General features: G+C 52.5%; 3 protein-coding genes. 2 read left to right on the top strand and 1 reads right to left on the bottom strand.

Features of this window, described 5'->3' with window-relative positions:
- Positions 1-480 (bottom strand): class I SAM-dependent methyltransferase (locus tag A1332_RS21890; RefSeq protein ID WP_157204082.1); only part of this gene is annotated, 480 nt, incomplete at its 3' end.
- Positions 481-1,218: 738 nt separating this feature from the next.
- On the opposite strand from A1332_RS21890, the gene A1332_RS21900 reads away from it, so the two are divergent.
- A complete protein-coding gene (locus tag A1332_RS21900; protein ID WP_064010532.1) occupies positions 1,219-2,502 on the top strand; it encodes a TolC family protein in 1,284 nt (427 codons plus the stop codon).
- A complete protein-coding gene (locus A1332_RS21905) occupies positions 2,495-3,799 on the top strand; it encodes an efflux RND transporter periplasmic adaptor subunit (protein WP_064010533.1) in 1,305 nt (434 codons plus the stop codon). The genes A1332_RS21900 and A1332_RS21905 overlap by 8 nt, the downstream gene beginning before the upstream one ends.
- Positions 3,800-3,943: the final 144 nt, after the last annotated feature.

The following is a 3,943-nucleotide window of genomic DNA, read 5'->3' on the forward strand; positions in this document are numbered from 1 at the left end:
GGCTGGCTCGAATAACTCAGGCCCCCAGGTTGTAATTGCCAGGCGCCCGCCAGGCCGGACTTGGCGCCACAATTCTCTGACCGCGGTGGCCATATCAGGCATGAAAAATATCCCAAACACGCAAATGACGGCATCGAAATAACCATCGGGATAAGCTAACGCGAACATATCGCCGACCCGAAACTGTATATTCTGCAGACCTTCGGCTGAGGCTTTTTCAGCCGCCCTTGCCAATAATTTTTCTGCCAAATCGACGGCTACCACTCGGCCATCTGAGCCAACCTTACGCGCAGCCGGTAAGGCTGAAGCGCCGGTTCCGGAACAAACATCCAATACCTTGTCGCCCTTAATTAACCCTAATCGGTCAACGGTGCTGGTGCCAAAACGACTCCAAAACGTGTTGGCCGGATGATCGAATAAATCGGCAGCGGTGTTATAGGCGTGCGCGGTTTTCTTATTGACTTGTGTATGTGATTCCATTGCAACCTCCTAAAAATCATTTGAATCTTAATCATGGATAGCTACTTTGTATCAGGGGCCATCTGGATGGCATCAATCTAAAGGTTTACATAGTTGGAAGGTCAAGCAGAATTAAGGCTTAGCGATGATCGTCAGATGAACAATCAAATGCGGACAGTAAGCGGATACCGAAATGACTACTGAGGGTCGGCAGCACTCAGTGACGACTGGTGGTCTAAACACATACAAAGATTCACATATCATCATTCATAAGCTAAACTCAGTTTCATGGTGAAACAGCGCTTAACCACAATCCTCCTGGTACTGATGGCTATCATGCCTGTTGCGGTAGCGTTTGATCATTATTCCGAGTTTGCTAGTCAGTTGTCTGCTTCACAAATCATTGCCGCCGCAGAGATGAGTGACTCAAGTAATTCGATTTCACCTCATTCCGATCATTGCCAGCCTGCAAAGGCACACCTAGCCAGTTGCAGCTTTCATGTTTGCGTCGATTGCGCAATCACATCCTCCTTTGGGTTTATCCCACCGCATATCTCTAGCCACTATAGCGCTGGAGAAATACTCACATCGGTTTCGTTGCTTGTCCCCCCGGATATAAAACCGCCTATTATTACCCTCTAAGCTGTTCAACGGTGGTGTTTTGCCGTAAAAACAACCATCCCCATTAAGACGATCGACATCGGCTAAGTCAGCCTGTTGGTTGATCGTCATTGCTATAACGAGCTTATGAGGACAATCATGAGATCTGTTCATTTAAAGCGTCTGCTGATGGCGACGCTGTTTTTCGTCTGTAGCGTTGTCGACGCTGCGGAGCAACCGCTATTAACGCTTGAGGCCGCCACTCAAAAAGTCGCTCAGGATAATCCCGATCTGGCGCAAATGCTGGCTCGCGCCAAGGCGATGGCCGCGATTCCGTCGCAAGAGGGCAGCCTGCCCGATCCGCAAATCAGTTTCAATGCCATGAGCCTGCCGACCAATAGTTTCAGCACCCGGCCGGAAGACATGACGCAAATCGGCTTTGGCCTCTCCCAGGCCATTCCTTTTCCCGGCAAACTGGCGCTGCGCGAACAGGCGGCGATGTATGAAGCGGAAGCGGCAACGCTCAATGCCGATGAAGTACGGTTACGTTTGTTGAGCGACGTGAAAACCCTGTGGTGGCAGGTTTTTTATCTGGATCGAACGCTGGAGATTGTGAACAACAATCACAGCTTATTGCAGCAGTTCGTCGATATCGCCAGAAGCAAATACGAAGTCGGCGAAGGCTTGCAGCAGGATGTGTTGCTGGCTCAACTGGAGTTATCCAAATTGCTCGATCAAAAAATCAATTTGGCCGGGACGAGGCGCGGCACCGTGGCCAAGCTCAACGCCTTGCTGGATCAACCCGCCAACAACTCCGTGCAATTACCCGCCACAATTTCAATACAGCTGCCGGAAATCAGACAGGAAGACAGCCTGTATCAACAAGCGGAAAGCTCAAGGCCGCTGCTGGAAAGCGAGCGGCGTGGCATTAACGCCGCGCAATCGAAGCTGGAACTGGCTGAAAAAGACGTATTGCCCGATTTCAATGTCGAAGCGGCGTATGGCGCCCGCGATAACATGCCGGACGGAACCCGGCGTTCCGATCTGCTCAGTCTGGGCGTCAGCATGAACGTACCGATTTTTGCCGGCAGCAAGCAGAACAAGATGATAGATCAGCGCAACAGCGAGCTGATGCAACAACGCTATGCGCTGCAAGATCGATGGAACGCGGTTCGCTCTGAAATTACCCAAAGTCATAGCGATTACCAGCGAGCCAAACAGCAATTTGTGTTGTTCGATACCGGCATCATTCCGCAGGCCCGGCAAACCGTCGCCTCCATGCTGGCCGGCTATCAGGTCAACAAGGTCGATTTTCTGAATCTGGTGCGCAGCCAGATCACCTTGTTCGAATACGAAACTCAATACTGGAAAGCCTTCACAGAAGCTCAGCAAGCACTGGCGCAACTCTGCGCGAATGTGGGCGAGGACGACATTTATGAATAAGCAACTGTTATTGACCGCCACGGTGACGCTGGGGATAGGCTTGGTGGGCGGCTATTGGTTGGCGCAATCACCCAAACAGGAATCGGTTGTTCAACCGGCGGAGGACAGGAAACCTCTGTTTTATCGAAGCCCGATGAATCCCTCGGTCACCTCGACCATGCCGGCCAAAGACAATATGGGCATGGATTATCTGCCCGTGTATGCGGAAGAGGAGGATAAAACCGACGACTCGGCTGGTTCTGTCAGAATCGATGCGGCGACTGTACAAAACATCGGCGTGCGGACCTCATTTGCCAAACAAACCTTGCTGTCGCATGTGGTACGCGCCGTCGGCCGGGTGGCCTACGACGAAGAGCATATCGTCCGCCTGCATCCCAAAACCGAAGGCTGGATTGAAACCTTGCGCGCCGATAAGACTGGGCAAAGGGTCAGGAAGAATGAAGAGCTGCTGAGCATTTATTCGCCGCAACTGGTGGCCAGCCAACAGGAATATGTACTGGCTCTGAATAACCTTAAAGTGCTGGAAAAAAGCCCGATCGAAGAGATTCGACGCGGTGCGGAAGAACTGGTCAAAAGCTCCCGAGAGCGCTTGAAATTGCTGGATGTACCGGCGCATCAACTACACGACCTGACGGATAGCCAATCCATTAAAAAGAGCCTGCATATTCATACTCCGGCGGACGGCATCGTGATCAATATCGGCGCTCGTGAAGGCCAATACGTTACGCCGGAAACCGAGCTGTACATGATCGCCGATCTGTCGAAAGTTTGGGTGTATGCCGAAATTTACGAGTACGAACTGCCCTGGGTGAAAGAAGGCGACCCGGTCGAAATGCGACTGGCCGGCGTTCCGGGCCGCACCTTCAAGGGCCACCTGGCATTTATCTATCCTTATGCCGAAGCCAAGACCCGGACCATCAAAGTACGCCTGGTATTCGACAATGCCGACTTGCTGTTAAAACCCGATATGTTCACCGAAGTGACCATCCATGCCGGCAAGCAACTGGATGCGGTGGTGATTCCTTCCGAAGCCGTTATCCGTTCCGGCGCACAGACCCAGGTTTTGGTGGTGCGCGGTCCCGGCAAATTCGAGCCGCGTCAAGTGACGACGGGTTTGTCGTCCGATGACAACATCGCCATTCTTGACGGATTAGCCGCCGGGGAAGAAGTCGTCACTTCGGCGCAATTCCTGATCGACTCCGAGTCCAAACTGAACGAAGCCACCGCCAAAATGATGGAACCGTCGCCAGCGCAACCGCCGGCAACGCTGAGGTCAGGAGCGCATAACCATGACTGATTTCATCATCAATAGCGCGCTGAAAGACCGCTTCATGGTGTTGCTGGGGGCGATCATCCTGGCCATCGGCGGGGTTTGGTCGTTCAAGAACATGCCGTTGGATGCTATCCCTGATCTGTCCGACGTGCAGGTGATCATCTTCAC

Source organism: Methylomonas methanica (assembly GCF_001644035.1).
GTDB lineage: Bacteria > Pseudomonadota > Gammaproteobacteria > Methylococcales > Methylomonadaceae > Methylomonas > Methylomonas methanica_A.